Annotated in this window: 25 protein-coding genes; 10 read left to right on the plus strand and 15 right to left on the minus strand. The window is 72.1% G+C overall.

Annotated features, from left to right (window positions below):
- Positions 1-4 precede the first annotated feature (4 nt).
- Complete coding sequence (locus J5X75_RS00425; RefSeq protein ID WP_372450821.1) at positions 5-1,717, minus strand: acyl-CoA dehydrogenase; 1,713 nt, start codon at positions 1,715-1,717, stop codon at positions 5-7.
- Between the two features lie 52 nt (positions 1,718-1,769).
- Positions 1,770-3,557 carry a sensor domain-containing diguanylate cyclase gene (locus J5X75_RS00430; RefSeq protein WP_208465099.1) on the minus strand — a complete coding sequence of 596 codons (1,788 nt, stop codon included), beginning with the start codon at positions 3,555-3,557 and terminating at the stop codon, positions 1,770-1,772.
- A 183-nt stretch (positions 3,558-3,740) separates the two neighbouring features.
- Here J5X75_RS00430 and J5X75_RS00435 point away from each other — a divergent pair, with 183 nt between their 5' ends.
- Entirely contained in the window at positions 3,741-5,483 is a 1,743-nt protein-coding gene (locus J5X75_RS00435; protein ID WP_208465100.1) for an alpha/beta hydrolase, read from the plus strand.
- Here the strand turns inward: J5X75_RS00435 and J5X75_RS00440 are convergent.
- On the minus strand, positions 5,416-5,646 hold the full coding sequence (locus J5X75_RS00440; RefSeq protein WP_208465101.1) for a hypothetical protein: 231 nt from the start codon (positions 5,644-5,646) through the stop codon (positions 5,416-5,418). The two genes, J5X75_RS00435 and J5X75_RS00440, sit on opposite strands and share 68 nt — an antisense overlap.
- A 146-nt stretch (positions 5,647-5,792) precedes the next feature.
- Between J5X75_RS00440 and J5X75_RS00445 the strand changes: the two genes are divergently transcribed.
- Both J5X75_RS00445 and J5X75_RS00450 read left to right on the plus strand, forming a co-directional pair.
- Positions 5,793-5,981: a hypothetical protein gene (locus J5X75_RS00445; RefSeq protein ID WP_208465103.1), complete on the plus strand. Its 189-nt coding sequence runs from the start codon at positions 5,793-5,795 to the stop codon at positions 5,979-5,981.
- 19 nt (positions 5,982-6,000) lie between these two features.
- Positions 6,001-7,035 carry a sialidase family protein gene (locus tag J5X75_RS00450; protein ID WP_238487103.1) on the plus strand — a complete coding sequence of 345 codons (1,035 nt, stop codon included), beginning with the start codon at positions 6,001-6,003 and terminating at the stop codon, positions 7,033-7,035.
- On the opposite strand, the gene J5X75_RS00455 is transcribed toward J5X75_RS00450, so the two are convergent.
- Both J5X75_RS00455 and J5X75_RS00460 read right to left on the minus strand, forming a co-directional pair.
- Positions 7,025-7,663: a response regulator transcription factor gene (locus J5X75_RS00455; RefSeq protein WP_208465104.1), complete on the minus strand. Its 639-nt coding sequence runs from the start codon at positions 7,661-7,663 to the stop codon at positions 7,025-7,027. The genes J5X75_RS00450 and J5X75_RS00455 overlap by 11 nt on opposite strands.
- Positions 7,615-8,901, minus strand: a complete 1,287-nt coding sequence (locus J5X75_RS00460; RefSeq protein WP_208465105.1) for a sensor histidine kinase — start codon at positions 8,899-8,901, stop codon at positions 7,615-7,617. Before J5X75_RS00460 ends, J5X75_RS00455 begins: the two co-directional genes overlap by 49 nt.
- 108 nt (positions 8,902-9,009) lie before the next feature.
- Between J5X75_RS00460 and J5X75_RS00465 the strand changes: the two genes are divergently transcribed.
- From J5X75_RS00465 to J5X75_RS00490, 6 genes are all read left to right on the plus strand, one after another.
- Positions 9,010-10,008 carry a fatty acid desaturase family protein gene (locus J5X75_RS00465; protein ID WP_208465106.1) on the plus strand — a complete coding sequence of 333 codons (999 nt, stop codon included), beginning with the start codon at positions 9,010-9,012 and terminating at the stop codon, positions 10,006-10,008.
- 223 nt (positions 10,009-10,231) lie between these two features.
- Positions 10,232-11,122, plus strand: a complete 891-nt coding sequence (locus tag J5X75_RS00470; RefSeq protein WP_208465107.1) for a CDP-alcohol phosphatidyltransferase family protein — start codon at positions 10,232-10,234, stop codon at positions 11,120-11,122.
- Between the two features lie 82 nt (positions 11,123-11,204).
- Positions 11,205-12,803 carry a phospholipid carrier-dependent glycosyltransferase gene (locus J5X75_RS00475; protein ID WP_208465108.1) on the plus strand — a complete coding sequence of 533 codons (1,599 nt, stop codon included), beginning with the start codon at positions 11,205-11,207 and terminating at the stop codon, positions 12,801-12,803.
- Positions 12,804-12,843: 40 nt separating this feature from the next.
- Positions 12,844-14,490, plus strand: a complete 1,647-nt coding sequence (locus tag J5X75_RS00480; RefSeq protein ID WP_208465109.1) for a GMC oxidoreductase — start codon at positions 12,844-12,846, stop codon at positions 14,488-14,490.
- Positions 14,487-15,278: an AraC family transcriptional regulator gene (locus tag J5X75_RS00485; protein WP_208465110.1), complete on the plus strand. Its 792-nt coding sequence runs from the start codon at positions 14,487-14,489 to the stop codon at positions 15,276-15,278. Before J5X75_RS00480 ends, J5X75_RS00485 begins: the two co-directional genes overlap by 4 nt.
- A gap of 11 nt (positions 15,279-15,289) precedes the next feature.
- Positions 15,290-16,012 carry an SDR family oxidoreductase gene (locus J5X75_RS00490; protein ID WP_208465112.1) on the plus strand — a complete coding sequence of 241 codons (723 nt, stop codon included), beginning with the start codon at positions 15,290-15,292 and terminating at the stop codon, positions 16,010-16,012.
- Between the two features lie 30 nt (positions 16,013-16,042).
- On the opposite strand, the gene J5X75_RS00495 is transcribed toward J5X75_RS00490, so the two are convergent.
- Together J5X75_RS00495 and J5X75_RS00500 are read right to left on the minus strand one after the other, a co-directional pair.
- On the minus strand, positions 16,043-17,509 hold the full coding sequence (locus J5X75_RS00495) for a deoxyguanosinetriphosphate triphosphohydrolase family protein (protein WP_208465113.1): 1,467 nt from the start codon (positions 17,507-17,509) through the stop codon (positions 16,043-16,045).
- A 24-nt stretch (positions 17,510-17,533) separates the two neighbouring features.
- Positions 17,534-18,055: an LURP-one-related family protein gene (locus J5X75_RS00500; protein ID WP_238487148.1), complete on the minus strand. Its 522-nt coding sequence runs from the start codon at positions 18,053-18,055 to the stop codon at positions 17,534-17,536.
- Between the two features lie 149 nt (positions 18,056-18,204).
- Here J5X75_RS00500 and J5X75_RS00505 point away from each other — a divergent pair, with 149 nt between their 5' ends.
- A complete protein-coding gene (locus J5X75_RS00505; protein ID WP_208465116.1) occupies positions 18,205-19,308 on the plus strand; it encodes an MBL fold metallo-hydrolase in 1,104 nt (367 codons plus the stop codon).
- On the opposite strand, the gene J5X75_RS00510 is transcribed toward J5X75_RS00505, so the two are convergent.
- The 8 genes from J5X75_RS00510 to J5X75_RS00545 all read right to left on the minus strand — a co-directional run bounded on the left by J5X75_RS00510 (position 19,305) and on the right by J5X75_RS00545 (position 26,260).
- Entirely contained in the window at positions 19,305-19,826 is a 522-nt protein-coding gene (locus J5X75_RS00510; protein WP_208465117.1) for a nucleotidyltransferase domain-containing protein, read from the minus strand. The two genes, J5X75_RS00505 and J5X75_RS00510, sit on opposite strands and share 4 nt — an antisense overlap.
- Positions 19,827-19,850: 24 nt before the next feature.
- On the minus strand, positions 19,851-20,786 hold the full coding sequence (locus J5X75_RS00515) for a diacylglycerol/lipid kinase family protein (protein ID WP_208465118.1): 936 nt from the start codon (positions 20,784-20,786) through the stop codon (positions 19,851-19,853).
- 43 nt (positions 20,787-20,829) lie between these two features.
- On the minus strand, positions 20,830-21,027 hold the full coding sequence (locus tag J5X75_RS00520; protein WP_208465119.1) for a hypothetical protein: 198 nt from the start codon (positions 21,025-21,027) through the stop codon (positions 20,830-20,832).
- A 26-nt stretch (positions 21,028-21,053) separates the two neighbouring features.
- Positions 21,054-21,620, minus strand: a complete 567-nt coding sequence (locus tag J5X75_RS00525; RefSeq protein ID WP_208465120.1) for a GAF domain-containing protein — start codon at positions 21,618-21,620, stop codon at positions 21,054-21,056.
- Between the two features lie 45 nt (positions 21,621-21,665).
- A complete protein-coding gene (locus tag J5X75_RS00530; protein WP_208465122.1) occupies positions 21,666-22,949 on the minus strand; it encodes a hemolysin family protein in 1,284 nt (427 codons plus the stop codon).
- 59 nt (positions 22,950-23,008) lie between these two features.
- Positions 23,009-23,977: a DNA-3-methyladenine glycosylase family protein gene (locus J5X75_RS00535; RefSeq protein ID WP_372450822.1), complete on the minus strand. Its 969-nt coding sequence runs from the start codon at positions 23,975-23,977 to the stop codon at positions 23,009-23,011.
- Between the two features lie 205 nt (positions 23,978-24,182).
- A complete protein-coding gene (locus J5X75_RS00540) occupies positions 24,183-25,448 on the minus strand; it encodes a Pecanex-like protein 1 (RefSeq protein WP_208465125.1) in 1,266 nt (421 codons plus the stop codon).
- Positions 25,449-25,486: 38 nt separating this feature from the next.
- The gene (locus J5X75_RS00545; protein ID WP_183216139.1) at positions 25,487-26,260 is read right to left on the minus strand and encodes a DUF4142 domain-containing protein; all 774 of its coding nucleotides are present in this window, start codon (positions 26,258-26,260) and stop codon (positions 25,487-25,489) included.
- Between the last annotated feature and the right edge of the window lie 8 nt (positions 26,261-26,268).

Here is a 26,268-nt window from a genome sequence, read left to right on the forward strand (position 1 = left end):
GAACTTAGCCCAACCAGGCGTCGTCCATGTCCCGAAGCAGGGTGTCGCCGGAGTCGAGCAGGTCCAGCATGGGGCCGATCCGGGGCAGCTCGTGGGTGACGAAGTACCGGGCGGCCAGCCGCTTGCCCTGGTAGAAGTCGCCCTCCTTGCCCTCGGCGGCGAGCAGCTGCTCCAGCCAGAGCCAGGCGATCACCAGGTGGCCGGCGGCGTCCAGGTAGGCGGTGGCGTTGACCAGGGCGCTCGACGGGTCACCGGTCGCCCAGAGCTTGGCGGTCGTCGCGGCCAGCCGGTCGGCGGCGTTCAGCACCGGGCCGCCCAGCTCGGCCGGCGCCCGCGACGCGGTGGCCCGGATCCGGTCGAGCAGCAGGCCCAGGCCGGCGCCGCCGCGCATGGTCACCTTGCGGCCGAGCAGGTCGAGGGCCTGGATGCCGTCGGTGCCCTCGTGGATCGAGTTGAGCCGGTTGTCCCGGTAGAACTGCTCGACCGGGTACTCCCGGGTGTAGCCGTAGCCGCCGTGGACCTGGATGGCGTGGTCGTCGGCGAGCCGGCACCACTGCGACGGCCAGGCCTTCACGATCGGGGTGAGCACGTCGAGCAGCAGGTCGTTCTCCGGTGACGGCTCGTCCAGCAGCTTCGCCGCGTAGAGGACCAGGGCGAGACCACCTTCGACGTACGACTTGGAGGCCAGCAGCATCCGGCGGACGTCCGGGTGCTCGACGATCGGCACCGGCGGGGCCAGCGGGTCCTTGCCGTTCACCGGGCGGCCCTGGAGACGCTCCCGGGCGTACGCGAGGGCGTGCAGGTACCCGGTGTAGCCGAGGGCCACCGCGCCGGACCCGACGCCGATCCGCGCCTCGTTCATCATGTGGAACATGTACGCCAGGCCGCGGCCCTCCTCGCCGACCAGCTCACCGGCCGCGCCCTCGAAGGCGAGCACCGCGTTGGTGGTGCCCCGGTAGCCCATCTTGTGGTTGAGCCCGGCCAGGACGACGCCGTTGCGCTCGCCGGTCTCCAGGTTCCGCTTCGGGACGATGAACAGCGACAGGCCCTTCACCCCGGCCGGCGCGCCGTCCACCCGGGCGAGCACCAGGTGGATGATGTTCTCGCTCAGCTCGTGGTCGCCGCCGGAGATCCACATCTTGCCGCCGTCGATCCGGTAGGTGCCGTCGGCCTGCCGGGTGGCCTTCGTCGTCACGTCGCTGAGCGACGAACCCGCCTGCGGCTCGGAGAGGCACATGGTGCCGGTGAACCGGCCCTCGATCATCGGGTGCACGTAGCGCCGGATCTGCTCCTCGGTGCCGTGCGTGAGCAGCAGGTGGGCGTTGCCCGCGGTGAGCATGGCGTAGGCCGAGGTGGCCGTGTTGGCGGCCTGGAACCAGAGGAAGCAGGCCCGCTGCACCACGTGCGGCAGCTGGAGGCCGCCGTGCTCGGCGTCCATGCCGGCGGCCGGGAGCCCGGACTCGGCGAAGACCCGCAGCGCCCGGCTGACCTCCGGGATGATCGTGACCTTCTCGCCGTCGAAGGTCGGCTCGGTCAGGTCACCGGCCCGGTTGTGCGGCGCGAAGTCGCGCTCGGCGATCTGCTGGGAGACGTCGAGGAACGCGTCGAACGTCTCGCGCGAGTGCTCGGCGAACCGCTCACGGGCGGTCAGCGACTCGGCGCCGAGCCACTCGTACAGCAGGAAGTCGAGGTCTCGCCGGGAGAGGACCTTGGACACCGCAGCCACCACCGTTCATCCGGAAACTTCGTGCACCCAGTGTGCACGAAGTTTAGTCCGGCGCGCGGTGCCGGCCGACCCGGGCCACCGTTCCGGCCGGGACCCGCCGCGAGTGCTTGATCTCGTACATGGCGTGGTCGGCGGCCCGCAGGGCCTCGTCCGGGTCACCGGCGGCCGGAGCCAGGTGCACCCCGACGCTGGCGCCGATCTGGATCTCGTGCCCGTCGATCCGGAACGGCAGCCCGAGAACGTACCGTACGCGGTTGCTCATGGCGTCGACGTCACCCGGCTCGACGACCCCGGGCATCAGCATGACGAACTCGTCGCCACCGACCCGGGCCAGCACGTCGCTGGCGCGTACGCACGCACTGAGCCGGTCCGCCACCTGGCGCAGCAGCTCGTCGCCGACCTCGTGCCCGTGCGCGTCGTTGACCGGCTTGAACCCGTCCAGGTCGACGAAGAGCACCGCCACCGAGTCGGCACGCAGCGACGAGTGGAGCTTGTCCTGCATCCGGCGCCGGTTGGGCAGACCGGTCAGCGGGTCGTGCTGGGCCTCGTGCTCCAGCCGCTCCTGGAAGGCCCGGTTCTCCGAGATGTCCCGGGCGTTGATCACCACGCCGCTGAGCGCCGCGTTCTGCATCTGGTTGGAGGCGGTGAAGTCGAACCAGCGGTACTCGCCGTCGGCGGTCCGCACCCGGCACTGCAGGCGCAGCACGCCGGACGGGTCGGACAGCAGGGTGGTCAGCCCCTCGCGCATCTGCTGCTGGTCCTCGGGGTGCACCACCTCGAAGACGCTGTGCCCGGTCCGCGAGCCGGCCGCGAAGCCGAGCACCGACGTGGTGCTGGGGCTGCTGAAGACGATCCGGCCCGTTCCGTCCAGGACCGACACCAGGTCCGGGGCGTGCTGGAAGAGCGCCTGGAACCGCTCGTCGGCGCGGCGCCGCTGGATCTGCGTCCGGTACCCGAGGAGGGTGATCCCCACCACACCGATCACCAGCATGGCGAGCAGCGTGAGGTTGAGGGTCTGGCTGCGGCTGTAGACGGCGCCGTCGAAGGAGGCCTTGGTCTGCGTCCGCACATAGGACCAGTCGCTGGTCAGGCCGCCGACCACCACCGCGATCATGTCCCGGCCGTTCTCGGTGTACTCGACGAACTGGGCCTCATCGCGGTCCAGCCGTGCTTTGATGTCGGGGTGTACGACGCCGCCGATGAGCGTGTCGTCGCTGGCCGCCCCGATCCGCCCGGCGGTGTCGACGATCATCGTCTCGTGGGCGGTGCTGCGCAGCTCGCGGATGTAGTTGTGCAGCGGGGTCTGCCCCACCTCGTTCAGGCCGATCAGGTAGCCGACCGCGCCCCCGCCGACCGTGACCGGGATGCCCACTGCGGCCACATAGGTGTCCCCCGCGTTCATCACGCCGGAGAAGCCGTACCTCTCGGTCTTGATCTTGTCCCACAGCGGCGCCCAGGCGGGGTCGTCCTGCGCCGGCAGGCCGCCGGTCCGGCTCGCGGTCAGGAAGTTGCCGTCGAGATCCGCGGTGATCATCCCGTACTGGAAGGTGGTGCTCTTCTTGGCGGCCACGGCGAGCGAGGCGCCGTCCTTGGCGTCGTCGGCGGCCAGGCGGACAGCGATCTGGCCGAGGAGGAGGGTGAGCTCCCTCACCGAGTTCTTCTGGAGCTGTCCCGTAAGGGTGCCGTTGTTGGTGCCGAGCGCGGTGGTGTCGTTCTGGTGCACCGTCTCGACCGCCTCGACGGTCGAACGGTTGACCAGAATGCCGACGACCCCGGCGCCGGCCAGCAATAGCACGCTGATCAGCACCGCGATCCAGTTACGCAGCCGCATGACGTCCCTCCTCACCGCTTGTCATCGGCAGACGGCGGCCCGGCTGAACGAACCCGGGCGCCCTGAATTCAGAGGGAAATAGGGCGGCGCCCGGTGGCATAGACCCACGATGATGGAGAGGAACGTGCCGGGTTGCGTCCGTCACCCCGGTCCGAGGCCGGCCGCGACGAAACGGAGCACCGGATGCGCAGACAGGTGGTGGCGCCGCCGACAGGCTGGCTCGCGCCGTTTCGTGGCTGGATCCCCGCCCCGCAACCCTCACCCGGGCAGCCCTCTCCACACACCACCGAGCCACCGCTCACCCCGGCCCGGCGGCGCATCGTGCGCTCCGGCCTCAGCCTCACCGGCGCCGCCTTCGCGGCCGTCTTCTACTGCCTCTCCTTCACCCCGTCCCTGCTCCCCCGGGACTGGTCCCTCCAGGGCGTGGTGGCCGGAATCACCGCCGCCATGGGGTACGCACTCGGCGCCACCCTGGGCGCGCTGTTCCGTCGCGGGTGGCGGCAGCCCACCGCCCGGACCGTCCGGATCGCCTGGAGCGTCCTGTTCGCCGTGGTGCCGCTGCTCGTCGTGGTCTTCCTCTGGCTGGGCACCCGCTGGCAGCGTGACCTGCGGATCCGTCTGGGCATGCCGCCGGCCGAGGAACACGACGTGGCCCGCACCGTCGGGGTGAGCCTGCTCACCTTCGGCCTGCTGCTGCTGATCGCCCGGCTGCTCCGGCTGTCCACGCACGGGTGCGCCTGGCTGTTCCGGCAGTTCGTCCCGCCCCCAGCCGCCTGGTGCGCCGGCTCGGTGGTGGTGGCCCTGCTCGCGTACGGCGCCGTGGACAGCCTGCTGATCACCCAGATGTTCTCGATCGCCGACCGGTCGGCCGCCGTGGTCAACAGCGGGACCGGCGACGGCGTGCGGGTTCCGGAGTCACCGCTGCGTTCCGGCGGGCCCCGATCGCTGGTCTCCTGGGACTCGCTGGGCCGGCAGGGGCGGGCGTTCGTGGCCGGCGTCCCGACCGGCGAGCAGCTGACCGCCTTCGCCGGCCGGCCCGCCCTGGAGCCGATCCGCCTCTACGCCGGCCTCAGTTCGGCGTACACCGTCGAGGAGCGGGCCGCCCTGGTGGTCCGGGAGATGGAACGGACCGGGGCCTTCGACCGGGCGGTGGTGGCGATCATCACACCCACCGGGACCGGCTGGGTGGACAGCAAGGTGCCCCGCTCCCTGGAGTACATGTACGCCGGCGACACCGCGCTGGTGTCCATGCAGTACTCCTACCTGCCGAGCTTCTTCGCCTTCCTGGGCGACCGGTCCGAGGTGGTGGACGCGGCCGACGCCCTGATCGGCGCGGTCCGCGAGCGGTGGGCGGCCATGCCGGTGGGCGAGCGGCCCCGGCTGCTGCTGTTCGGCGAGAGCCTCGGGACGTACGGGATGGAGAAGACCTTCGGCACCCCGCAGGGCCTGGTCGACGGGGCGGACGGTGCGCTGCTGCTCGGGCCGACCTTCGCGAACCCGGCGCACCGGGCGCTCACCGAGGGCCGCGCCGAGGGCAGCCCGGTCTGGGACCCGGACTACCCGGGCCTGGCCGTCGAGTTCGCCGACGACGCGGCCGAGCTGCGCACCCTGACCGGCGCCCGGCCCAAGGTGGTCTACCTCCAGAACGCGACCGATCCGGTGGTCTGGTGGAGCTGGGACCTGCTCTGGAAGCAGCCGGAGTGGCTGAGCGGGCGGCGGGCCCCCGACGTCACTCCCGACATGCACTGGTACCCGGGCATCACCTTCTGGCAGATCACCTGCGACCTGGTCTTCTCCAACAAGGTGCCGACCGGGCACGGCCACGTCTACAAGTCGGAGACGGTCGACGGGTGGGCCACTATCGCTCCACCGCCGGGCTGGACGACGGCGGACAGTCTTCGTCTGCGGGCGCTGCTGGACGGCTGAGGCCGGGCCGGTCGCCGAACCGGGCGTCGACCACGGCGGGCCGGTCGGGCACCGCGCCGGCGTAGGCCCGGACCGCCAGGCCGGCCAGGAAGGCGACCACCGACATGACGGCCAGACCGGCCACGGCACCCCGCCGGAAACTTGATCGGAAACGGTCATCCATCAGCGCACCTCCTGACGAAACCTCCCTCAATCGTGAATGCCGGACACATGGCTTCATACCCGGTTGTTCGGGCGACCCGGTTCGGGTGACACCCGAAGGAGACCCCGCATCGTTGGAAACGACGAGGGCGCTGGAGGGAGGCACCGATGGCCGAACCACCGGACGGGTTCCGGCGGATGCCCGGGCAGCGGCCGCGCCCGGTGGCCCAGGGCATCGCCGCCATGATCGCCGCGGTCGCGGTGCTGGGCGGCGGGCTGCTCGCGAACCGCCTGCTGTCCGGTGAGGACGACCGGCCACCCACGCCGTCCCCGAGTCCATCGAAATCCGCCGCGTGACCCGGTAGGTTCGGCGGGCATGACGTCGCATCGAAAACTGTCCATAGCAGCGCTCGCACTCGTCATGCTCGGCGGTTTCGGATTCACCCCGGACAGCGGGCCCTCCTGGCAGCTCACCGACACCGGGGTGACCGCCCGGTTCCGTGGTCTGGCCCCGGTCAGCGGGAAGGTCGCGTGGGCGGCCGGCTCCGCCGGAACCGTGCTGCGCACCGTCGACGGCGGCCGCACCTGGGCCTCGGTCGGGCCACCCGAGGCCGCCGCGCTCCAGTTCCGCGACATCGAGGCGGCCGACGCCCGGCACGCCGTCGCCCTCACCATCGGCAACGGCGCGGACTCCCGGATCTACACGACCGCGGACGGCGGCGCCACCTGGACCGAGACGTTCCGCAACGACGAACCGGCCGCCTTCTACGACTGCATGACCTTCCTCGACCGGCGGCACGGCCTGGCGCTGTCCGACCCGGTCGGCGGGAAGTTCCGGATCCTGGCCACCTCCGACGGCGGCCGCACCTGGCGGATCCGCCCCACCGACCGGATGCCGGACGCGCTGCCCGGCGAGTTCGCCTTCGCGGCCAGCGGCACCTGCCTGGTCTCGGCCGGCGGGCACGCCTGGTTCGCCACCGGCGGCGACGTCACCGCCCGGGTGTTCGCCTCCCGCGACGGCGGCCGGAGCTGGACGGTCACCGGCTCACCGGTGCCCAGCGGCCCGAGCGCCGGGATCTACTCGCTGGCGTTCCGGGACCCGTGGCACGGGCTCGCGGTCGGCGGCGACTACGCGGCCCCCACCGCGGCGCCGGACGGCTCGGCGGTCACCCGGAACGGCGGCCGGCACTGGACCGTCTCCCGCACGGTTCCCGGCGAGTACCGGTCGGGGGTGGCCTGGCGCGGCCGGACCGCGCTGGCGGTCGGGCCGACCGGCAGCGACGTCTCCTACGACGGCGGGGTCACCTGGCGCCGGTTCGACACCGGCGGCTTCGACGCGGTGGCCTGTACCGCGGACGGCTCCTGCTGGGCTTCCGGTCAGGACGGCCGGATCGCGAGACTCAGCCGTTGAGATAGGCCAGGACGGCGAGCACCCGGCGGTGGTCGTCGTCCGACGGCGGCAGTCCCAGCTTCGTGAAGATGCTGTTGATGTGTTTGCTGACCGCCTTGTCACCGACGAAGAGCTTGGTGGCGATCGCCCCGTTGGACCGCCCCTCGGCCATCAGACCGAGCACCTCCCGCTCGCGGACGGTCAGGGCGGCCAGCGGCGGCTGGTGCCGGGCCAGCAGCTGGCCGACCACCTCCGGGTCCATCACGGTGCCGCCGGACGCCACCCGGCGGACCGCGTCGACGAATTGGGCCACGTTCGCCACCCGGTCCTTGAGCAGGTAGCCGACCCCGCCCCGGCGGTCGGTGAGCAGCTCCCGGGCGTAGAGCGGCTCGACGTGCTGGGAGAGGACGAGCACCGGCAGGCCGGGGACCGTGGTCCGGGCCGCGATGGCCGCCTGGAGACCCTCGTCGGTGAAGGTGGGTGGCAGCCGGACGTCGACGACGGCCACGTCCGGCCGGTGCTCGACGAGGGCGGGCAGCAGGGACGGCCCGTCCTCGACGGCGGCCACCACCTCGAAGTCGTACGCCCGCAGAAGCCGGGTCAGGCCGTCCCGGAGGAGGGCGAGATCCTCGGCGATGACAACGCGCACGGCAGCTCCATGGTCACGACGGTCGGTCCGCCCGGCGGGCTGGACAGGCTCATCGTGCCATCGAAGGCGGCGAGTCGGCGTTCGATACCCCGCAGTCCGGTTCCGCGGTCCGGGTCGGCCCCGCCCCGCCCGTCGTCGCTCACCCGTAGGAGCAGCAGGTCCCCGGTGTGCCAGAGCTCCACGGCGGCGTTGCCGGCGCCGGCGTGCCGGGTCGCGTTGGCCAGCGCCTCGGCGACCGCGAAGTAGGCGGCCGACTCGACCGGCGTGTCCAGCCGGCCGGGCAGCGCCGCGGTGACCGCGGTCGGGATGGGCAGCGCCATGGCGAGCGCCTGCACGGCACCCTCCAGGCCACGCTCGGCGAGCACCGGCGGATGGATGCCGCGGACCAGGTGGCGCAGCTCGTGCAGGGCGGTCGTGCTGCTCTCCCGGGCCTCGGCGAGCAGTTTGCGGGCGGTGGCCGGGTCGTCGTCGATGATCTCCTCGGCCAGCCCGATGGTCATGCCCAGCGACACCAGCCGGGCCTGGGCGCCGTCGTGCAGGTCCCGTTCGATCCGGCGCAGTTCGGCGGCCTGCGCGTCGACCGTGTCGGCCCGGGTGACGGTGAGCTGGCTGACCCGCAGGCGCAGCTCGGCGGCGCGGGTCGGGGCCAGGAAGACCCGGGCCGTGTACGCCTCCGCCTGCCGCAGATAGGGCGCCGCCGCCACGCCGATGGCCAGGATCGCCACGCCCTGCGGCAGGGACAGGAAGCCCTCGCCGACGGTGTCGATCGGCCAGATCACGCCGTAGCCGTAGCCGTCCACGCCGAGCGACACCCAGAGCGGGATGAGCAGGATGCCCTCCGCCCCGTAGGCGACGATGCCCAGCGACACCAGCGCGAGGGCCAGCCCGGTGATCGCCCCGGGCAGCAGCCACGCCGCGTCCCGCCAGGTGGCCGGGTCGGTGACCAGCCACCGGTAGTGCCGGATGCCGCCCGGCACCGCACGCTCCGGGCGCGGCCGGTACGGGCGGGCGATCGCCACCCGGTAGCCGGCGGCCAGGCGCCGGGCCAGGTCGGCGCGGGCCCGGATCAGCATGGTCACCAACGGGAGCAGCACCAGCCCGAGCCCGAGCGCCGGGGTCAGCGCGAGCGACGCCACGAAGAGCACCAGGAGCGGGATGTTGACGATGGCCAGGGGGACGGCCAGCGCCGCGCCCGCTACGGCGCGCAGGCCGTCGCGGATCCAGTCACGCGAGTCCATGCCCCCATCCTGGCCGTACGCCGCCGGATTGTCGGTAGTGCCAGCCCTACCCCGGCACGGGAGCTGGCACTCCTGACCCGGTGGGGCCACGTCACGTTCCCTGGACTCATGACGACGACAGCCGAGACACGAACCGGCAGCGACTTCGCCGAACTCAACCGCCGGATCAACGCGGCCGGCCTGCTGCGCCGCCGGCCCGGCCACTACGCCGTACGCCTGAGTCTGGTCGCCCTCGCCTATGTCGGTGGATGGACCGCGTTCGCCCTGGTCGGCGCGTCGTGGTGGACGCTGGCCGTGGCCGTCGTCCTGGCCGTCGCCTTCGCCCAGGTGGCGCTGGTGGCGCACGACCTGGCGCACCGGCAGGTGTTCCGCACGAACGCGCCGAGCGCCCGCGCCGGGCTGATCGCCGGGAACCTGGCGATCGGCATGTCCTACGGCTACTGGATGGACAAGCACACCAAGCACCACGCCAACCCGAACCACGACGACCTCGACCCGGACGTGAGCCCGGACGTGCTGGTCTGGTCGGCGGAGCGGGCCCGCGGGAAGGGCTTCCTGGTCCGGTATCAGGCCTTCTTCTTCTTTCCGCTGCTCACCCTGCTGGGCCTGTCGCTCAAGCGGGACAGCGTCCGCGCGCTGCGTGCCGGGTCGGTCAAGCGGCGCGGCCTGGAGTCCGCGCTGCTCGCGCTCCACTTCATCGGGTACGCCGCCGCGCTCCTGATCGTGCTGTCCCCGCTGCAGGCGCTGGCCTTCCTGGTGGTGCACCAGGCGCTGTTCGGTGTCTACCTGGGGCTCACCTTCGCCCCCAACCACAAGGGCATGCCGCATCCGGACGGCACCGAGGACTACCTGCGCAAACAGGTTCTGACCTCGCGCAACGTACGTGGTGGGCGGTTCGTCGACGTGGCGCTGGGCGGGCTGAACTACCAGATCGAGCACCACCTGTTCCCGGCCATGCCGACGCCGAACCTGCGGGCGGCCCAGCCGATCGTGCGCGACTACTGCGCCGAGATCGGCGTGCCGTACGAGATGACCGGGCTGCTGGAGTCCTACCGGCAGGCCCTGCGGCACCTGCACGAGGTCGGCGCCGAGTTGCGCGCCCGCTGACCCGCTCGATCGACCGCCGGTCCGCGCTCGGCCCCGCGCGGGCCGGGCGTAGAGTCTGCGGGTGCGCGAACGGTGTCGTCGCGTCCGGAATCGACACCGGTTCGTAATAACCGAGCAGAATTCGGCTACCCCCCGCCGCGATGGACGTTACCGCTGGTAGTGACCTTGGTGAACCGACGGGGTACATAGCGTTTTCATGGGATTAAGGGATAAAGTGCCGCGGGTGAAGGTGACCTTGCAGGAGATCCGGGAACGGACCTACAAACCGGTCGACGCGTGGTGGACCGTGCTTCTGGTCGACCCCCTGGCGTCGCGACTGGTGCGTCTGGTGGCGCCGTACCGGTGGATCACGCCCAACATTCTGACCCTCGTCGCGTCGATCTTCGGCTTCGGCGCGGCCGCCTGTTTCGCCGTCGGTGAGCGGTGGTACCTCGTCGCCGGTGGGATCCTGTTCCACATCAGCTTCGTGGTCGACTGCATGGACGGCAAGATCGCGCGGCTGAACGGCACCGGGACGATGTTCGGGCAGTGGCTCGACTTCGTTCTCGACCGGGTCCGGGTCTTCATCATCGCCCTCTGCCTCTTCGGCGGTCAGTACGCCAGGACCGGCGAGGTCGCGTACCTCTGGCTGATGTCCGTGGCGATCTTCCTGGACCTGTTCCGGTACCTGAACAGCGCTCAGATGACCAAGGTCCGGCGCAGCATGAAGGACCAGATCGACGCGTACCGTAAGCCGGTGCGGGTGCAGGCCGAGCCGGCCGCCGAGATGGCCGAGCCGGTCGACGAGATGCCGGAGCCCGCCCCGGCCGCCACCGGTGGCGGCTCGCTGAAGAACCGGATCGGCGCCACGCTGCGCCGCAACCGGATCCGCACCCACCTGATCAGCGGCATCGAGTACGAGATGACGGTCTTCATCATCGGACCGATCACCGGCCTGATCTTCCCGGTCACCATCGCGATCGGCGCCGGCCTGCTCGCCTTCGAGGCGTTCCTCATCTTCAAGCTGTTCCGCGCCTGCCAGCAGTTCCCCGCCAAGCTGGCCGCCGCCCAGGCCGCCTACGAGGAGTTCGAGGCGGGCCAGACCGAGGACCAGCGGGTCGCCTCCACGGTCTGACACCCACGTGACGACGCACCCCCGGCGGCCGGTCCGCCGGGGGTGTTCTCGTTCCGCCCGGCGGCCCGGCTAGATTGGCCCGATGCCACGACGCCGCCTGATCCAACTCCTGGCGGTGCTGGCGATGCTGGGGCAGATGGCGTTCGCCATGGTCACCACGGCGATCCAGCAGTCGCCGACCATCGACGAGCCGGTCTACGTGGCCACCGCCGAGGTGTACCGGCAGCAGCACAGCCTGCGTTACAACCCGGAGCATCCGCCGCTCGGCAAGCTGATCATCGCGGCCGGGACGGCCTTCGCCGGGGCCGGGCTGGACCCGGCCTACCCGGGCAACCAGACCCGGCTGGGCCGGCACCTGCTGTACGAGACCGGCAACAACCCGTTCCAGCTGATGCTCCTGGCCCGCCTGCCGGTCATCCTGCTCACCCTCCTCTTCGGGCTGGTGGTGCTGGCCTTCGCCCGGGACGTGGCCGGGCCGCTCGCCGGGTTGATCGCCCTGGCCCTCTACAGCTTCTCCCCCGACGTGATCGCGCACGGCTCGCTGGCCACCCTGGACGTGCCCGCCGCCGGGATGCTGCTGACCGCCTTCTGGCTGGCCTGGCGGGCCCGCACCCGGCCGGCGCTCTACGTGCCCCTGGCCGGGGCCGCTCTCGGCGCGGCGATGGCGACCAGGATGAGCGTGCTCCCCGCCGTACCGGTGCTCGTGCTCCTGGCCGGACTGTCGACCTGGCGCAACCGGACCGATCAGCGTGGGCGGCGTCTGATGATCGCCGCGGGAGCGGCGCTGGGCGCCGGAGTGATCGCGGTGGCCGTGGTGTGGCTCACCTACCTGATGGTGGATCCGCGGCTGCGCTGGACCACCCCGGCCGGCCTGGACCAGATCCACGAGCTGAAACGGCTGGCCGTGGACCTGCTGCCGCTCCCGCAGGCCTACCAGGACGGGATGCTGATCCAGTTCAAGTTCGAGAACCGCTCGTTCAACGGGTTCCTGCTCGGTGAGGCCTACCAGGGCTCGCCCTGGTATTACCTGCCGGCCGCGATCATGATCAAGACGCCGCTCGGGATGCTGGCGCTCTGGCTGGCCGGCGCGGTCACCATGATCGTGATGCCGCGGCTGCGGGCCGCCGCGCTCTACGTGCTGCCGGTCTCCGCGCTGCTGGTGGCCGTCGGCATGACCGGCGAGCGCAACTACGGCACCCGCTACTCGATCTTCCTGCCCATGTTCCTGGCCGTGGCCGCCGGTACGGTCGCGCTGATCCGCCTCCGGTGGGCGCGGATCACCACCGGCCTGCTGGTGCTCTTCGTGGCGGTCAGCTCGCTGCTGACGTTCCCCTATTACCTGCCCTACTCGAACGAGGCGTTCGGCGGGACGGACCGGACCCACCTGAACCTGCACGACGCCAACGTCGACTGGGGGCAGGACCTCGCCCGGCTCGGGCAGCGACTGCGCACCGACCATCCGGGCGAGCAGGTGTGGCTGGTCTACAAGGGCTCGGGTGTGCCGGGGTACTACGGGATCGACGCGCGGGATCCGTACAGCGTCCCCGACGACCAGGTCCGCGGGCTGCTCGTGGTCTCCGACTCCCGGGTGGCGCTCGCCGGGCCCCGGTTGAAGAGCTGGATCGAGAGCAGCACCGAGATCGGGAACGTCGGCCACTCGATCCGTATCTACCGGCGCTGAGATATTGAGGGTTACCGGCCGGTAATGATTAGGTGACACGATGACGCACTACGACATCGTGATCGTCGGCAGCGGCTTCGGTGGCAGCGTCAGCGCACTGCGGCTGGCGGAGAAGGGCTACCGGGTCGGCGTGCTCGAAGCCGGCCGCCGGTTCACCCCGGAGACCCTGCCCAAGACGTCCTGGGACCTGCGCAACTTCCTCTGGGCGCCCAGGCTGGGGCTGCGCGGCATGCAGCGGATCACCCTGCTCAAGGACATCATGGTGCTGTCCGCGGCCGGGGTCGGCGGCGGATCGCTGGTCTACGCCAACACCCTCTACCGGCCACCCGCGCCGTTCTTCGCCGACCCGCACTGGTCCGGGATCACCGACTGGGCCGGCGAACTCGACCCCTTCTACGACCAGGCGTCCCGGATGCTCGGCGTCACCGAACAGCCCAGCATGACCGCCTCCGACGTGGTGATCCAGCAGGTGGCCGAGGACATGGGGGTGGGCCACACGTTCCGGCGTACCCCGGTCGGGGTGTTCTTCGGCGAACCGGGCAAGACCGTGCCGGACCCGTACTTCGGTGGCGCCGGCCCGGACCGCACCGGCTGCGTCGAATGCGGCAACTGCATGATCGGCTGCACCGTCGGCGCCAAGAACCGGCTCGACGTCAACTACCTCTACCTGGCCGAGCGCGCCGGGGCCGTGGTGCACCCGGACACCGAGGTCACCGCGCTGCGCCCGGACGGCGACGGCTGGCGGGTCCAGACCCGGACCGGCGTCTTCACGGCCGGCCAGGTGATCCTCGCGGCGGGCGCGCTCGGCACCCAGCGACTGCTGCACGCCATGAAGGACTCCGGCGTGCTGCCCGGGCTCTCCGGACGGCTCGGCCGGCTCACCCGCACCAACTCGGAGGCCCTGCTCGGCGCGGCCACCAAGGAGGTGCCGGAACGGCCGTTCTCCGAGGGCATCGCGATCACCTCGTCGTTCCACCCGGACGCCGACACCCACATCGAGCCGGTCCGGTACGGCCCGCGCAGCAACGCCATGGGCCTGCTGTCGACGATCCTGGTGGACGGCGGTGGCCGGGTGCCGCGCCCGCTCCGCTTCCTGTGGCAGGCGCTGCGGCACCCGGTCGTCTTCGGCCACTCCCTGTCGGTCCGCCGGTGGAGCGAACGCACCATCATCGCCCTGGTCATGCAGACCCTGGACAACTCGCTGACGGTCCGGCGGACCCGGTTCGGGCGGCTGACCACCACCCTCGGGCACGGTAGGGCCAACCCGGTCTGGATCCCGGTCGGCCACGAGGCGGTCCGGCGGATCGCCGACCGGATCGGCGGCTACCCCGGCGGCACCCTCGGCGACGTGGTCAACATCCCGCTCACCGCGCACATCCTCGGCGGCGCCACCATCGGTGAGTCGGCGGAGACCGGGGTGGTGGACGCGTACCACCGGGTCTTCGGGCATCCCGGCCTGCACGTCGTCGACGGCTCCACGGTCCCGGCCAACCTGGGCGTGAACCCGTCCCTCACCATCACCGCCCTGGCCGAACGGGCCACCGCCCTCTGGCCCAACAAGGGCGAACCCGACCGGCGCCCGGCCCTCGGCGACACCTACCGGCGTCTCGACCCGATCCCGCCGCACTTCCCCGCGGTCCCGGCCCACGCCCCCACGGCGCTCCGCCTGATCCCCCGCCCCCGATGATCCACTCGATACCGGCCGCACCGGTCCCGGCGGCGTGCCGGACCACGGTGGGCCGGCCGCACCCCCGGCTACGGCGGCACGTGCTGGCGTACAGCGCCTTCAGCGCCATCGCCCCGGTCGCCCACCGCCTCCTCCCGATCAACGTGCCGGTTCTGGTCGTCGACCTGACCGGGGAGTGCCGGGTGGCGACCGGCCCACGATCCACGCCGGGACTCGGCGGCCCGGACCGCTGGCGGCGCGGCGTCACCGTGGGCCTCACCCCGGCCGGCGTGTCCGCGCTGCTCGGCGGCGTCCCACCACGGGAACTGGCCGGGCGGGCCGTACCGCTCGCCGACCTGCTCGGCCGCGACGACGCCGCCCTCGCCGAACACCTCGCCGAAGCCCCGACCTGGGCCGCCCGCTTCCGTCGGCTGGACACCTGGCTGACCGCCCGGCTGGACCCGGACCTACCGGAGGATCCGCTGGTCACGGCCGCGTGGTGGCGGTTGCAGCGGAGTACCGGCCGGGCTCGGGTCGGTGCCGTGGCGGCCGGTCTCGGGGTGGGCCGCCGCCGTCTGGAGGTCGCGTTCCAGCGGGTGCTCGGCCTCTCCCCCGGCACGGTCGCCCGGATCGCCCGGTTCCAGCGGGCCGTGGGCCTGGTCGCGACCGGCGCGGCACTGTCCCGGGCGGCCACCGACGCCGGCTACGCCGACCAGCCGCACCTCACCCGCGACATGCGGGCTCTGGCCGGCCTCACCCCGGGGTCGCTGCGCGCATTCGTTCAAGACCGGCCGGCCGCCCGCGCCTAGCGTGCGAGGGCATGACGCCTCCCCTCACCGGCAAGACGGCCCTCGTCACCGGCGGCTCCCGCGGCATCGGCCGGGCCGTCGCCCAGCGCCTGGCCGCGGACGGCGCCCGGGTGGTCTTCACCTACCACACGTCGAAGGACGCGGCCGGTGCGCTGGCCGCGGAGATCGGCGCGGTCGCCGTCCGATGTGACCAGGCCGACCCGGACACCCTCCCGGCCGTGTTCGAGCCGCTCCGGGACGGCCTGGACATCCTGGTGAACAACGCCGCCGTCACGCTGAACCGCCCGATCGCCGACCTCACCCCGGAAGACTTCGACCGGATCCTGACGATCAACACGAAGTTCCCGCTGTTCACCCTCCGGACCGCGATCCCGCTGCTCCGCGACGGCGGCCGGGTCGTCAACATCTCCACCCTGAACACCGCCGTCCCCGCGCCCGGCCTGGCCCTCTACTGCGCGAGCAAGGCCGCCCTGGAGCAGATCACCGCCGTCGCCGCCCGCGAACTCGGCCCCCGCGCCATCACGGTCAACACCGTCTCCCCCGGCGCCACCGACACCGACATGCTGCGCTCGGCCGGCACCCCCGGATCGCTCGCTCAGACGGCCGCCTTCACCGCGCTCCAGCGCCTGGGCCGGCCCACCGACATCGCCGCCGTCGTCGCCTTCCTGGCCGGCCCCGACGCCGCCTGGCTGACCGGCCAGAACATCCGCGCCACCGGCGGCCTCCTGATCTGAGGACCCACACCCCTTCCCGGTACGCGGGTTCTACAGGACCGGGGCGTCGGTCCAGAGCTGGCGGGACCGGCCGGAGAGGGCCTCGAGGAGGCCGACGGCCTGACTGTCGGTGAGGCCGGCCACGAAGTCGATGACGGCACGGCCGCGGGCCTGGGAGAGGCGGTCCGGGGTGCCGGCCGGGAGTTCGGCCTCGGCCAGTTCGACCAGGTCGCGCAGGCGGGGTGGCAGGCGCTGTTCCTCGTCGGGGTCGGTGAGCCAGGCGAGCAGGGCCTCCACCAGGGAGGACAGCAGCCGGCCCTGGCCGCGCTGATGCAGGGCCAGGTCGGGGCGTTCGAGGACGAAACGGTTCTGGACGAACTTGAGGATCTGCACCTCGTGCCACTGGGCGCGGGCCAGCTGGACATGGCCGCTGCGGACGGCCGGCTGTTCGATCAACTCGGCCGACTCGACGAGGCGGCGGGTCCAGTTCGCGGAGAAGGCGGCGACCCGGGCCTCGGCCTCCAGGGAGCCGTCGAAGGGCCGGGCCAGGAGGCCGTCGACGAGTTCGGCACGGACCAGCTCGACGGCCCCGGCGAAGGCGTCGTCGTCGGCGATCCAGCCGTCCTTGCGGTGCAGTTGGCGGCGCAGCGACTCGATGGCGCCGCCGGCCCGGTCCAGGTCGGTCTCCGGGCCCCAGCGCTGCCAGGTCATCAGCTCGGTGGCGACCAGTCCCTGCTGGAGCACGCCGAGGCGGTGCACGTCCTCCAGGTCGTGGATGGCGTACGCGATGTCGTCGGCGGTGTCCATGACCGACGCCTCGACGGTCTGCTGCCAGTCGGCGACCCGTCCGGCGAACGGCGCCCGGGCCGCCCGCACGTCGGCGATCTCGGTCGAGTAGGCGCCGAACTTGAGGGAGCCGCCGTCCGGGTCGTCGGGCGGCGCGGCGGCGCCGCGTGGCGGCGGGTCCATGAACCGCGGGTGCGGGTCCGGGTGGGTGCGCCGGGTCCACGGGTACTTGAGGATCGCCGCGCGGACCGCGTTCGTCAGGTTGAGCCCGATCGTCGCCTGACCGCGGATCTCGGTGCTGGTGACGATCCGGTACGACTGGGCGTTGCCCTCGAACCCGTCCGGCAGCCCGAGCCGGTGCCGGGCCAGCCGGTCCAGCACCCGCTCGCCGAGGTGCCCGAACGGCGGATGCCCGAGGTCGTGGGCGAGCGCCGCCGCCTCCACCACGTCCGGGTCGCAGCCGCCCAGCTTCTCGGCGAGATCCGGGGCGGCGGCCCGGAGCCGGTCGGCGATGGCCCGGCCCACCTGGGCCACCTTGAGGCTGTGGGTGAGCCGGTTGTGCACCAGAAGGCCCGCCCCGCCGGGGCTGATCACCTGAGTGACCTCGGCGAGACGGGCCAGGAAGGGCGAGCTGACGATCCGGTCCCGGTCCACTCGGAAGGGGTTCGACGCCAGGTCACCGGGGGCGACCAGACGGTCACCGAAGAGGCGCTGGGCACGCGGATCATCCATGCCCGAAAACTTACCGGGGTGGTCTCAGCGAGACTGCAGAGCGTCCAGAGCGACGGCCATGGCCACCACGAGACGGCGGTCCAGGGACGGGTCGTGGATGCTGACCCGGTACGTGTCCCGCAGCCCCCACTTGCGCACCACCGAGAAGGCCGGCCGGCCCTGGATGGTGAAGTCGAAGTGGTACGGCAGCCACGACAGCGAGTCCACGAACCGCCGCAGGATCGCCACCCACTGGTTGCGCTCCTGGCCGGTGATCTCGCCGTAGCCGGGCTGCTCGAGGACCCAGGTGGACCGGAGCAGCGAAGCCGCGAAGCTCTTCCGGAACAGGCCGATGGGCTGCCCGTTCACGTCGGTGACATCGTAGGTGGCGCCGAGGTCGATGACCTGGCGGGCCTTGAAACCGAGCAGGGGGGTCTGCTTGGTGTCGTCGGTGTAGAGGGTCACCTGCTCCTTGAACGCCAGCCGCTTCTGCTGGGCGAAGGCGAGGATCCCGGCCTCCCCACCGGTGGCGGGGTCGACGGAGTGGACCTCGTACTGGTTGACCATGAGACGGATGCGCTGGCGCACGATCAGGTGCTGCTGCGTTTGAAGGGTATCGAGCGTCACCGCGGCAGTGTGTCATACCGGTCACTAACTGAGGAGAGGCTGAGGGTCGCGGTGGCACTGGCCGACCGGTGCAGGTCAGACTGGGTCACATGGCGAAGCGAAGGCGTACCCGTACCGTGATGGCTCTGGCGCTGGGCGCCGCGGCGGTGTGGGCCGCCCGTGACATTCCGGCGCAGCTCGGCGCCCGGGCGCGGGGCGCCCGGCTGGCCCGGGTGCAGGCGTCGCCGCAGTTCTCCGGTGGGAAGTTCCGCAACACCGTGCCCGCCTCCGAGGTGACCGCCGCGTCGATGCCGCGGCTGGCCGCCGAGGCGCTGACCGGGCGCGAGGCGCGGCGCCCGCACCAGCCGGTCCCGGTGCTCACCCCGCCGACCGGCGGCGACGCCCAGGGTCTGCACATCACCTGGTATGGACATTCGTCCGCGCTGATCGAGATCGAGGGCCGGCGGGTGCTGCTCGACCCGGTGTGGAGCGAACGCTGCTCCCCGTCCCGGCTGGCCGGCCCGCGGCGCCTGCACGAGCCGCCGATCGCGCTGCGGGAGCTGCCGCCGATCGACGCCGTGGTGATCTCCCACGACCACTACGACCACCTCGACATGGCCACCGTGCAGACGCTGGTGGACCTGCAGGCCGCCCGTTTCCTGGTGCCGCTCGGGGTGGGCGCGCACCTGGAGCGCTGGGGCGTCCCGCCCACCCGGATCGTGGAGCTGGACTGGGACGAGCGGGCCACGGTCGCCGGGGTGGAGTTCACCGCGACGCCGGCCCGGCACTTCTCCGGCCGTGGCCTGGGCCGCGACGAGACACTCTGGGCGAGCTGGGTGATCGCCGGCCCGACCCGGAAGGTGTTCTACTCCGGCGACACCGGCTACTTCCCCGGCTTCGCCGCGATCGGCGCCGAGCACGGCCCGTTCGACGCGACGCTGGTGCAGGTGGGCGCGTACGGCGACGCCTGGCCGGACATCCACATGACCCCGGAGGACGGCGTCGCCACCCATGTGGACGTGGACGGCGGCCTGCTCATCCCGGTGCACTGGGCCACCTTCAACCTGGCGCTGCACGACTGGGCGGAGCCGGCCGACCGGGTCTGGAGCGAGGCCAAGGCCCGTGGGGTGAGGCTGGCCGTCCCGCGCCCGGGCGAGCGGGTGGACGTCGACAACCCGCCGCCGGTCGACGGCTGGTGGCAGCAGATCGCCTAGAAGCTGTCCGGCAGGGCGATGCCGAAGCGGGCGCAGAGCAGCGGCACGTCGTGCCGGTCGGCGGCCCGGGGTGGGTAACCGGTGTGCCAGCGCACCGCCCACTCCGGGACCTCACAGCGCACCGGCTGCCCGTCGATCAGGCCCTGCCCGTTGAGCGCCGCGGCCGGGAAGGTCACCCCGTCGACGGGCGAGCCGAAGTGCAGCCGCCCGTCCGGAAGCCTCTCGTAGAGGTGCAGGTCGACGCGGAGCCGGTCGCCGTCGTGCAGCACGAAGTTCCACGGGCGGTCGCCGGGCCACGGGAAGACGCGGTCGACGCCGCGGCCGGCCAGTGCCCGGAACAACCACTCCAGGTGGGCCGCCGGGGCCCACAGGTCGAGGTCGGAGTGTTCCCGGGTCTGTTCGCCGAGCAGGGCGTCGACCGCCCACCCGCCGCTGAGGCAGACCTCCACCCGGTGCGCTTCCAGGGCGTCGAGGATCGCGGTGACGTCTCCGGCCGCCGCCACGTGCCGCCCCGCCATCCGCCCTCCCGCTGTCCAACAGGGTCAGGTAATCGCAGCGGCGGTGTCCCCGGCCATAGGCTTTTCGGCCGGGACGCAGATCCGGACCGCGGACGGGACCACCTTGGCGGAGAACTTCCTGGTCTTGGCCCGGGCGCCACCGTCGAGTTCGTACTCCAGTTTGGAGCCGAGCGTGACGTCGACCCGGCGGGCGCGGGTCATCCGGACGAACGGTGAGTGGTCGGAGCGGGTGACCGCCATGGTGCCGAGCGCGCGGGCCCACTGGAGGGCGTTCTGGGCGGTGGCGACACCGACGTCGAGCCAGCCGTCGTCCGGGGACGCGTCGTCGAAGGCCCGGATGCCGCCGGTGATGGTGCCCACGTTGCCGATCAGGACGCAGCTGGCCTCGTCGTCGAACCAGTCGGTGCCGTCGATTCTGATCCGCACGCGCGGCGCCTCGCCGTTGACGTGGCGCAGGCCGGTCCAGACGTACGACAGTTTGCCGAGCCGGTCCTTCAGCCCGCCGTCGGCGTCCTTGATCATGGCGCCGTCGAAGCCGACGCCGGCCATCACGGCGAAGTGCTCGCCGGCGATCCGGCCCAGGTCGAACCGCCTGCGCTCGCCGGTGAAGGCGATCTCGACGGCCTTCTCCAGGTCCTCCGGGATGCCGAGGTTGCCGGCCAGCAGGTTGCCGGTGCCGGCCGGCATGATCGCGACCGGGATCCGGCCGCCGCCCTTCTCCCGGGCCAGGACGTCCAGGGTGCGCTGGACCATGCCGTCGCCGCCCCAGACGACGAGCAGGTCGGCGCCGTCCCGGATCACCTCACGGACCCGTTTCGGCGCCTTCCGGCTCTTCGGGACCTCATGCCAGATCAGCTTCTCGACATCGCGGCCGGTGAGCAGGCGGCGCAGCTCGTCGAGCCCACCACCGAGGCTCTTGCGCTGGTGGGCGACGACGGCGATCGTGCGTGGGGTTCGCATGACGCCGCCGTTACCCGGTCCGGCGAAAATCCAATCAGGGGGCTCAGCGGAACCCGAAGCGGCGGCGCTTCTTCCGGCCGAACAGCGTCTGCATGGTGTCGGCGCCCTGCCGGAGCAGGCGCGACGCGCGGTTCGGCCCGCGCCGGCGCTCGACCGCGGCGCTGAGCCTCCGGGCGCCCGCGGCACCGAGCGGGACGAGAATGGCGGTCAGGATCAGTTTGCGAGCGAAGTTCCAGATCATGCCTTTCGATTACCCACAAACGGTGATCAGTTCACGGTCTCCCGCATGCGTTGTTCGGCGGCCGCGCTGCGGATCACCATGAGCCGCAGCTCCAGCTCGTCGGCGACGACCGAGGCCAGGTGCTGCAGAGCGGTGAGCTGCCGCGCGGTCGCCTCCCGCGGCACGCTGTCGATCACGTTGACGGTGCCGAGGCGATAGCCGTCGTGGGTGCGGATCGGGGCGGCGGCGTAGAAGCGCAGACCCAGCTCCCCCCGGACCAGGGGGTGCTCCAGGGTGCGCGGGTCCACGGCGGCGTTGTTGATCACGTAGACGTCGTCCTGCGCGATCACCGAGGCACACAGGCCGGGCTCCTTGCCGACCTCGCGGACGCCGGTCAGCCCCTGGCAGGCGGCCAGCCACACCCGGTCCTGCTCGACCAGGGAGACGGTGGCGATCGGCGTGCCGAAGAGGGCGCCGGCCACGAAGGCGATCCGGTCGTACGCGTCCTCGACCGGCTGGTCCACCAACCGGTAGCGGCGCACCGCCGCGAGCCGGGCCTGCTCCCGCGGGTCGACGTTGTCCAGATACTCGTAGGCGTTCGACGACTCTGTCATGCATCGAAGCCTATTGCCGCGCCGGGTGATCTGTCGCACACCGGGTCAGTCGGCGTCGATGGACTCGGCCAGGGCGCGGACCCGGACCCGGGTGATGGCCCGGCCGGTCACCTCGGTCACCTCGGCGGTGAACTCGGGCAGGGTCACCACCTCCCCCGGCTCGGTCGGGATGTGCCCGAGCGCGGCCAGCACCATCCCGGCGATCGTGGTGTAGTCGCCCTCCTCCGGCGGTTGGCCGCGGAACCCGACGTCGGGCAGGTCGTGAATGGGGAACGAGCCGGGCATCAGCAGGGCGCCGTCCGGCTCGCGTACGGTCGCGGCGACGTCCCGGTCGGTCTCGTCGTAGATCTCCCCGACGATCTCCTCGACCAGGTCCTCGATGGTGACGATGCCGTCGATGGCGCCGCGCTCGTCGACGATCAGGGCGAGCGGCTGCCGTTCCGCCCGCAACTGCATGAGCGCGTCGGAGACCCGCAGCGTCTCCGGCAGGAACAGCGGCGGCCGGGCCACGTCGTCGACCGGCCCGTCGGCGCCGACCAGGTCCCGCAGATGCACCACACCGATCACATCGTCCAGCCCGGCCTTGCCGATCACCGGCGCGCGGGAGTGCCCGCCGTCGATCAGCGTGCGCAGCGCCTCGGCGGCCGGCCGTCCACTGGCCAGCGTCAGCACGTCACGGCGGGGCACCAGGATCTCCCGCATGATCCGGTCGGCGATCTCGAAGGCGCCGGTGATGATGGTCCGCTGTTCGGCGGAGATCTCCTGCTGGGCGGCGACCAGCTCGCGGATCTCCTCGGCGGTGACCTCGTCACGCCGGGCGTGCGGGTCGACGCCGGCCAGGCGCACCACCTGGTCGGTGGCCCTCCCGAGCAGCCAGACGATCGGGCGGGAGAACTGGGACAGCTGGTCGAGCGGCCGGGCCACCAGCAGCGCCCAGCTCTCGGCCCGCTGCATGGCGATCCGTTTCGGCGCCAGCTCGCCCAGCACCAGCGTGACGAAGGTGAGCACCACGGTGGTCAGGAAGGTGGCCGTCGGCTCGGCCGCGGTGCCGGCGAAGCCGAGCCGGCCGGCCAGCGGCTTCGACAGGTAGAGGGCCACCACGGCGGAGGCCAGGAAGCCGGCCAGGGTGATGCCGATCTGGACGGTGACCAGGAAGCGGTTGGCGTCACGGGTGAGCCGGGCCAGCACCCGCCCGGGGCGCGACTCCCGCTCCAGGCGCTGGACCTGGCCGTCGCGCAGTGAGACGAGGGCCATCTCGCTGCCGGTGAGCACCGCGTTGACCAGGATCAGCAGAAGCACCAGGAGGATCGGCACACCGACGCCACCCATCAACCCACCCTCCGGGACAAAACGCACATTCGGTGAACACCGTAGCGGAGGGTGGCGGATCAGAACCGTGCGAACGACCGCAGCGGCATCCGGGGACCGAACTTCGGCGCCTGGATGCCGCCCAGGGCGAGCAGGTCACAGACCCGGCCCCGATGGCCGCGGAACGGTTCGAGCAGCTCCAGCATCCGGGCGTCGGTGCCGCGCGGCTCGCCGGCCAGCGCCCAGGCCACCGTGTTGGGGATGTGGAAGTCGCCGACGCTCACCGCGTCCGGGTCGCCGTAGGCGTACCGCACCGTCTCGGCGGCGGTCCACGGGCCGATCCCGGGCAGCGCGGTCATCCGGGTGGTCGCCTCGGCCGCGTCGGCGCAGCGCTCCAGCCGGTCCGCGACCCGCGCGGCCCGCAGCAGGGTCTCGGTGCGGCGCTGCTCGACGCCGAACGGATGGAACTCCCAGTAGGCGGTGGCCGCCACGGCGGCCGGATCGGGCGGCAGCAGCAGACCGGCCGGGCCCGGCGCCGGCTCACCGAAATGCCGGCAGACCGCACGGTACGACCGGTGCGCCTCCTTGCCGGTGACCTTCTGCTCGAGGACGGCGCGGAGCAGTCGCGGGAAAATCTGTCCGGTGGCCGGTAGGCGTACCCCGGAGAAGGTCTTGGCCAGACGGGCGACCAGCGGATGCCCCGCGGCGAGAGTGGGCAGATCGCCCGGATCGTCGCGGAGGCCGGCGATCGCGTCGGCCCGGTCGGCGGCCCACTCGGCGCCCGGCCCGTGACCGGTCGCGATCAGCTCACCGGCGGCGCGGGCCAGGTGCAGCGAGGCCGGCCCGGCCGGGGTACGCATGGCGAGCCAGAGACCGTCCTCGCCGAGCCGCCCGCAGGGGTCGTGCTTCGGGACCAGCAGTGGCCGCACCGAGACGGCGAAGGCATAACGCTCGGGTGGGCGCAGGCGGCGGACGACTTCCACCGCGCCACTATGACACTCCGTCCGGGCAGACCGATGGCCCTGACCGTGCTCCGGGGTCAGGGCCATCGGTTGTGGTGACCGGACGCCCGAGAATGTCCGGTCTCCCTCTGCGGGCGCCGAACCCGGTGGTGGCCGGGTGGCCCGCCGCGCTCTCGTCCAGCAGGGGGAAGGACGGTCGCCGGACCGATGGGGGGCCCGGACCGGGGTGGGAGACCCCGGTCCGGTTCGGTCCGGCGACAGCGGCAGCGGCGTCCGCGGTCTTTGCCGCCGGTCAGCGAACTCGGATCTTGACCGAGTCGAAGGCCGGCGTCTGGTTGGCGCGCTCCATCATCGGGATCCGGTGCGAACCGTCACCGGCCCACGAGGAGCACTGGAAGGTGCCTGCCTGGGGCAGGCCCGGCACCTGGATGGCGACGGTGTCCGGCTGGGCGCCACCCTGGCTGTCCTCGGTCGCGACGAAGAACGCCGGGACCGGGTCCGGGGCGGGCGCCTGGTTCTGGCTGTCCAGGATCCGGCACGCGGTGTGGAAGTGACCGCGGACCAGGCCGTTCTGGAGAACGCTGGACTCCACGTAGTAACCGCCCTGGCCGGCCGCGAGGAACCGGTCACGGATCAGGTTCCGGGTGCTCACCTGGAGGGTGAACGGGGTGTTCCGGTTGACCTGCCGGGGCGCGCCGGTGATCAGCAGCGTCGGGTTGTTCGCGGCGGCGCCGACCTCACCGAACTCGGTCGAGACGCAGCGGTTGCCACGCTGGAAGCCGTCGTGCGCCTCCAGGTCGGAGGTCTCGCAGCTGTTGGTCAGGATGCCGAGCCCGGCGCCGGGCGGCGGGGTGGTGGCGGTGGGAGCGGGATCCGGCTGGTCGCCGCCCTGGTCGGCACCGTTGTTGCCGCCCTGGTTCTGGTCGCCACCACCCTGGTTCTGGTCGCCACCACCCTGGTTCTGGTCGCCACCGCCCTGGTTCTGGTCGCCACCGCCCTGGTTCTGGTCGCCACCACCCTGGTTCTGGTCGTCGGCGGGGGCGCTGGTCGCTCCGTCGGCGGGCGCGCTGGTGGCTCCGTCGGTGGGCGCCGCGGCGCTGGCGCTCGGTGCCGCGCCACCGCCGTTGTTGTTGCCCCGGCCGCCACCGTTGTTGTTGCCCCGGCCGCCGTTGTTGCCGCGGTTACGCCGGAGGGTGGTGGCCTCGGACTCGGAGGCGACGTTGTTCAGCACCCACTCGCGGCAGCGGTTCCGCACGTCCGCGGTCGTCGCCACGTCACCGGCACCGTCGTCCGGGTGCTGCGTGACCTTGCCGTTGTTCGTGGTGTACGTGCCCCGCCGGGTCTGGGTGGAGAGCCGGGAGGACTTCGGCGCCTGCAGATCGTCACACGCCGCCATGGCCCGGTCGGTGACCGTGTCCTCGGTGGCCGCGTTCGAGATCTGGGTGACGGTCACTACGCCGCCGAACGCCGCCAGCGCCGCGGCGCCGATGATCGCGATGCGGCGCCGACCGCTGAACCAAGTCGGGGAATTGGCGCGGCGGTACTTGGACCTTCGCATGGGTGACACCTTTCTTCGTCGCCGTGGGCGATTTCGACTTACCGCGCGCGGAAGATGCGCATGGTCGTTACGACCCCGACCACCAGCGCGGCAGCGAGGACCAACAGGATTACGGTGTTGCTGAGACCGGGGATGCTGTCCCCGTTGGTCGCCGCGACCAGCATCTGGTTGTCGATCGGGACCGGTCCCTGTCCGGCGGCGGCCGGCGCCGGCGCTGTGGGCAGCGCGGCGTAGTCGACGATCCCGCTGCTCTCCAGCAGGGTCATGTGCGTGGCGACGAACTGGTTCGTCTGCTGTGCCAGCGCGCGGACCGTGTCGTTGCGCGTGGTGGCCCGGATCGTGGCGATCGCCGGGAAGATCTTGCCGTGCGCGGCGCGGAGCCGGTCGATGAAGATCTGGTCGAACTGCTCCGGCGTCGCCGCCGTGCGCATCTCGTTCAGCCAGAGCTGCTGGTCGCCGTTCGGCTGGTTCGGCAGGCTGATCCCGAGCTTCTTGGCCGCGGTGCGGTCCAGGCTGTCCAGCGCGACGTGCTGCGCCGCGATCGACTGGCCGATCTTCTTGACCGCCGCGTTGTTCGACTTCTCCACGGCCATGTTGCCGGCCGGGACCTCCCAGAGGCCGGCCAGTCGCACCTTGATCACGAAGTCACGGTCGGCCGCGCTGAGCGTGCCGGTGCCCTTGTTCGGCAGGCCTGAGGTCTGCGGAACCGGAATCGGCTCCGCGGCGTGAGCCACCCCGGCCGGCGCCACCATGAACGCCAGGGATAGGGCCAGGGTGCCGACCAGCCATCGGGGGCTACGGCGGGTCCTCATCATGTCCT

This window comes from Actinoplanes flavus (genome assembly GCF_017592555.1).
Taxonomy (GTDB): domain Bacteria; phylum Actinomycetota; class Actinomycetes; order Mycobacteriales; family Micromonosporaceae; genus Actinoplanes; species Actinoplanes flavus.

Excerpts from the sequence above, each read along its gene's own strand:
- J5X75_RS00430 (WP_208465099.1), bottom strand. The coding sequence starts at position 3,557 with ATGCGGCTGCGTAACTGGATCGCGGTGCTGATCAGCGTGCTATTGCTG.
- J5X75_RS00435 (WP_208465100.1), top strand. The coding sequence starts at position 3,741 with ATGCGCAGACAGGTGGTGGCGCCGCCGACAGGCTGGCTCGCGCCGTTT.
- J5X75_RS00440 (WP_208465101.1), bottom strand. The coding sequence starts at position 5,646 with ATGGATGACCGTTTCCGATCAAGTTTCCGGCGGGGTGCCGTGGCCGGT.
- J5X75_RS00445 (WP_208465103.1), top strand. The coding sequence starts at position 5,793 with ATGGCCGAACCACCGGACGGGTTCCGGCGGATGCCCGGGCAGCGGCCG.
- J5X75_RS00450 (WP_238487103.1), top strand. The coding sequence starts at position 6,001 with ATGACGTCGCATCGAAAACTGTCCATAGCAGCGCTCGCACTCGTCATG.
- J5X75_RS00460 (WP_208465105.1), bottom strand. The coding sequence starts at position 8,901 with ATGGACTCGCGTGACTGGATCCGCGACGGCCTGCGCGCCGTAGCGGGC.
- J5X75_RS00465 (WP_208465106.1), top strand. The coding sequence starts at position 9,010 with ATGACGACGACAGCCGAGACACGAACCGGCAGCGACTTCGCCGAACTC.
- J5X75_RS00475 (WP_208465108.1), top strand. The coding sequence starts at position 11,205 with ATGCCACGACGCCGCCTGATCCAACTCCTGGCGGTGCTGGCGATGCTG.
- J5X75_RS00480 (WP_208465109.1), top strand. The coding sequence starts at position 12,844 with ATGACGCACTACGACATCGTGATCGTCGGCAGCGGCTTCGGTGGCAGC.
- J5X75_RS00485 (WP_208465110.1), top strand. The coding sequence starts at position 14,487 with ATGATCCACTCGATACCGGCCGCACCGGTCCCGGCGGCGTGCCGGACC.
- J5X75_RS00490 (WP_208465112.1), top strand. The coding sequence starts at position 15,290 with ATGACGCCTCCCCTCACCGGCAAGACGGCCCTCGTCACCGGCGGCTCC.
- J5X75_RS00495 (WP_208465113.1), bottom strand. The coding sequence starts at position 17,509 with ATGGATGATCCGCGTGCCCAGCGCCTCTTCGGTGACCGTCTGGTCGCC.
- J5X75_RS00500 (WP_238487148.1), bottom strand. The coding sequence starts at position 18,055 with ATGGTCAACCAGTACGAGGTCCACTCCGTCGACCCCGCCACCGGTGGG.
- J5X75_RS00505 (WP_208465116.1), top strand. The coding sequence starts at position 18,205 with ATGGCGAAGCGAAGGCGTACCCGTACCGTGATGGCTCTGGCGCTGGGC.
- J5X75_RS00510 (WP_208465117.1), bottom strand. The coding sequence starts at position 19,826 with ATGGCGGGGCGGCACGTGGCGGCGGCCGGAGACGTCACCGCGATCCTC.
- J5X75_RS00515 (WP_208465118.1), bottom strand. The coding sequence starts at position 20,786 with ATGCGAACCCCACGCACGATCGCCGTCGTCGCCCACCAGCGCAAGAGC.
- J5X75_RS00520 (WP_208465119.1), bottom strand. The coding sequence starts at position 21,027 with ATGATCTGGAACTTCGCTCGCAAACTGATCCTGACCGCCATTCTCGTC.
- J5X75_RS00525 (WP_208465120.1), bottom strand. The coding sequence starts at position 21,620 with ATGACAGAGTCGTCGAACGCCTACGAGTATCTGGACAACGTCGACCCG.
- J5X75_RS00530 (WP_208465122.1), bottom strand. The coding sequence starts at position 22,949 with ATGGGTGGCGTCGGTGTGCCGATCCTCCTGGTGCTTCTGCTGATCCTG.
- J5X75_RS00535 (WP_372450822.1), bottom strand. The coding sequence starts at position 23,977 with ATGGCCCTGACCCCGGAGCACGGTCAGGGCCATCGGTCTGCCCGGACG.
- J5X75_RS00540 (WP_208465125.1), bottom strand. The coding sequence starts at position 25,448 with ATGCGAAGGTCCAAGTACCGCCGCGCCAATTCCCCGACTTGGTTCAGC.
- J5X75_RS00545 (WP_183216139.1), bottom strand. The coding sequence starts at position 26,260 with ATGAGGACCCGCCGTAGCCCCCGATGGCTGGTCGGCACCCTGGCCCTA.